General features: G+C 71.0%; 7 protein-coding genes. All 7 read right to left on the bottom strand.

Annotated features, from left to right (window positions below; all coding sequences use genetic code 11):
- The coding region (locus C1I95_RS32995) for an HNH endonuclease (RefSeq protein WP_199524021.1) at positions 1-887 on the bottom strand (887 nt) is incomplete at its 3' end.
- A gap of 161 nt (positions 888-1,048) precedes the next feature.
- Positions 1,049-1,294, bottom strand: coding sequence for a hypothetical protein (locus tag C1I95_RS32990; RefSeq protein WP_111219925.1), 246 nt, complete (start codon positions 1,292-1,294; stop codon positions 1,049-1,051).
- Positions 1,291-1,695, bottom strand: a complete 405-nt coding sequence (locus tag C1I95_RS32985) for a hypothetical protein (RefSeq protein WP_111219923.1) — start codon at positions 1,693-1,695, stop codon at positions 1,291-1,293. The genes C1I95_RS32990 and C1I95_RS32985 overlap by 4 nt, the downstream gene beginning before the upstream one ends.
- Positions 1,692-1,871: a hypothetical protein gene (locus tag C1I95_RS32980; protein WP_111219921.1), complete on the bottom strand. Its 180-nt coding sequence runs from the start codon at positions 1,869-1,871 to the stop codon at positions 1,692-1,694. Before C1I95_RS32980 ends, C1I95_RS32985 begins: the two co-directional genes overlap by 4 nt.
- Positions 1,861-2,169 (bottom strand): hypothetical protein, encoded by a 309-nt coding sequence (locus C1I95_RS32975; protein ID WP_111219919.1) that lies wholly within the window; start codon positions 2,167-2,169, stop codon positions 1,861-1,863. Before C1I95_RS32975 ends, C1I95_RS32980 begins: the two co-directional genes overlap by 11 nt.
- On the bottom strand, positions 2,166-2,546 hold the full coding sequence (locus C1I95_RS32970) for a DUF7694 domain-containing protein (protein ID WP_146605936.1): 381 nt from the start codon (positions 2,544-2,546) through the stop codon (positions 2,166-2,168). The genes C1I95_RS32975 and C1I95_RS32970 overlap by 4 nt, the downstream gene beginning before the upstream one ends.
- Positions 2,539-3,015, bottom strand: a complete 477-nt coding sequence (locus C1I95_RS32965; RefSeq protein WP_111219915.1) for a hypothetical protein — start codon at positions 3,013-3,015, stop codon at positions 2,539-2,541. The genes C1I95_RS32970 and C1I95_RS32965 overlap by 8 nt, the downstream gene beginning before the upstream one ends.
- Positions 3,016-3,167: the final 152 nt, after the last annotated feature.

Genomic DNA, 3,167 nt, shown 5'->3' with positions numbered 1-3,167 from the left:
CCTGTGGAGGGAGCGGTGCCCGACCCGGCCCGTCCCGTCCCGGGAGACGATGCGACCTGAGTCGGGGCGCTGGTCTCGTCGCTGGTCTGTGGGTATGCGGGTGCGTTGGTGCTGGCCACGGGTGGCGTGTCGGGTGGTGGACTTGGGTCCGGAGCTATGTCCGGACTTAGGTCGGGACTTGGGTCCGGACCCAGGTCGGGACTTAGGTCGGACGTAGGTCCAGGTCCAGGTACCGCGCTGGCGGGTGGCTGCTCGCCGGGGGCGGGCAGCAGGACCATGCCGGCCGCCTCGGGGGTGCGCTTGCTCTTGCGGCGGTTGCAGCCGCGGCACGCCACGACGAGGTTCGACATGCCGTCGGCCACCTCGGGGTCGACGTGGTCGAAGGTCAGGCCGGCGTCGGAGACACGGTCGGAGTGCTGGCAGGTGCGGCCGCAGTAGCGGCAGATGTCCCGGTCCCGTGCCCGTACGGCCGCCTTGAGCGTGCCGTTCTTGAGCTCCTTGGCCTTGGCCTTGTGGACGTCGTTCTCGCTACGGCTCGGGTTGCGGTCGAGGTAGTCGTGGATCAGGAAGTCGTAGTCGTCGACCCACACGCGGCCGGTCATGCACTCGCACTGCTCGCCGTCGGCACGACGATGCAGCAGCGGCGCCCGGCCGTAGCGGGCCCGGAACAGCCGCTCGTTGGCCTCCTCCCAGCCGAACAGGTCGAGGATGTCCAGGGTCAGGAAGCCGTCGCTGCGTTCGCCGGACACCCAGGACAGGACCTGGACCCACACGCCGAGCGCCTCGGCGCGCTGCCGTTTGGCGCGCAGACCGGTCGCGCCCGGGTCGGCCAGGCCCCGAACTTTGACCGACATGGCCAGCCGGTCGTCGATGCGCCCCCATGGCATTAGTGGCCACCCGCCCGGCCCAGCCGACTAATGATCAACATCTATGGTTCTCCCGCTATAGCAAGGCGCGGCCACCTGCCGAGGTGGCCGCGCCGAAGGGGTTGAGCAGGGCGATCAGAGCGGCAGAGCGCCGCTACGAGTCAGGTGGGTCCGGAGGGTCGTCAGTCATCGCCGTCGTCGTGCCGCTTGTCCCGGCGGAACCACCAGGCCCCGACCACGAGAAACCCCAACCCGGCCCACCTCAACGCGTTGACGTCGTAGGCCACGCTGGCGATGAAGCAGAGCGCGGAGATCAGGAGCATGATCCGGGCTCGTCGGCTCATGACGTACTCAGCTCGGCCATCCGCCGTGTCGTCCGCCGCACCCTCGCTGGTCGTGGTCGGCGGCGGGCCGGTCTGGTCGCTCATATCGATCCTGTTCCTCTCGTTGAGTCGGGCTGGCTGGAGTGGCCACGATCGGCCCACTCCTCGTCGTCCTGAAGGTGCCCGCCGGCAGCCGGGTCGCCGTGGCAGACGTCGCAGTTCTCGGTGGCCTCGGGGCCGACGGCGCACGCAGCGTGGACAGCGACGGCGGCGCCGGTGTGGTACCCAGCGGACTTACGGTCGTCCGGACAGACACCGACGTAGACCAGGACCACCAGCTGCACACCCAGCCGGCCGCCGCACACCGGGCACGGCCGGTCGTACAGCGGGTGGTCCGGATCCAGGGTCCGGATGCCGCCCTCGGTGTGCACGCTCGCGGTGGCGGGGACCCGGATCGGGATCAGCAGCGAGGCCGCAGCCGCAGCGCGCAGCTGCTCGGCCGTCACCAGAGCACCGCCAGGAACTCCGGTACCACGGTCACGACCATGGCCAGCATGATGAGCATGGCCAGGAAGCCGGCCAGAGATGACCAGAGCGCGGAGTCGACCAGCCTCGCGAAGGCCATCAGGAGCCCCGCCGGCACGGCCAGGCCGAGCATCAGCCACAGGATCTCAAGCTCCATCGTTGTCACCACCCGGAGCGGGCTGGGGGCGGGCCCTGCCGGCGAGCACGGCCAGCGACGCGGCGATGGACACCAGCGCGTTGGTGCGCGCCGCCTCCATCATCTTTTCCTGGCGGGCCGCCCACTGCTGCGTCACGTGGGGTGCGACGTACCCCTCGTCGAGGTTCTGGGCGACGCGGCGCGTGAACTCGTCGAGGTTCTGCATGTATGTCTCGGCGGCGGCGAGGTGGGCGCATCCCTCGCTCGTCGCGGTCGGCGGCGCGTCGGCCGGCGCGGTGGTGCTGGTCTGGTCGCTCATATCGATCCTGTTCCTCGGGTGAAGTCGGGCAGGCTGGGGTGGCCGTCGAGGCGGCCGAACAGGTGCAGCGCGCGGTCGTGGATGTTGACGTGGTCGGCGGGTGGGGCGAGCACCTGATACGCCCACCGGTCGCCGAAGACAGCGGTGTGCAGCAGCTTGAGGTCGGCGTAGCTGGGCATCTCGGTGGTCCGGGAGATGGACGCGTGCACCCACTCGACGTCGTCGAGCTGGTCGACGGAGATGAGGATCCGGGCGGTGCCGTCGAGGTGGTCGAAACGCCAGCCGTCCGGCCCGAACCGGAACGGCGTCGACCAGTTCGCCCGGCCGAGGATCCGGCGGATGGCCAGCGCGTTGAGGCTCTGCGGCCAGTCAGGCACCGTCACCACCGCCCGCCGGCGCTCGGCCCGTGTTCGCGTAGCCGCGGGGCAGGCTTCGCATGGTCTCCGCGATCGACGTGAGCAGCGCCGAGACGTACCGGCCGCGCTCGAAGCCGTCGTCGATGTCGTTGAGGCGCTGCACCACGGCCTGGAACGCGGCGATGTCGCCGGCGGCGCGGGCGCCGATCAGGTCGAGCGCCCACCGGACGTACGCCGTCGGGGGTTCCTCGCCGACCGCGCCGGTGTCGGTGTTCCAGCCGAGCAGGCGCACCCTTCCGAACATGTGGTCGCCGCCGGCGGCGTGGGCCGCGAACGTGTCGCACCAGCCGACCAGGGCATCCCACAGGCCCTCGGCGGTGCACTCGGTGTTGAGCCGCTCGACGGCGGCGGTGGCGCGTCGCCAGTCCTGTTCGATGGCCGCGTGCAGCGCGGTGGCCGCCAGGCGCCGCGGTTTGCTGTGGTTTTCCACTCCCACTGGGTGCCACTCCTCTTATCGATCTCGGTAGGACGGCAGGTCATGCCGCCGCGGGTTTCGGGCCGCCGTCGACGACCGTCAGGTGTCCACGTCGGCGGGCGGGCGGGAGCCCGTCGACGCCGGCGCGGGCGGCCAGGGCCCGGGCC

It is taken from the genome of Micromonospora craterilacus (assembly GCF_003236315.1).
Taxonomy (GTDB): domain Bacteria; phylum Actinomycetota; class Actinomycetes; order Mycobacteriales; family Micromonosporaceae; genus Micromonospora; species Micromonospora craterilacus.
This window is presented reverse-complemented; position numbering and strand designations above follow the sequence as displayed.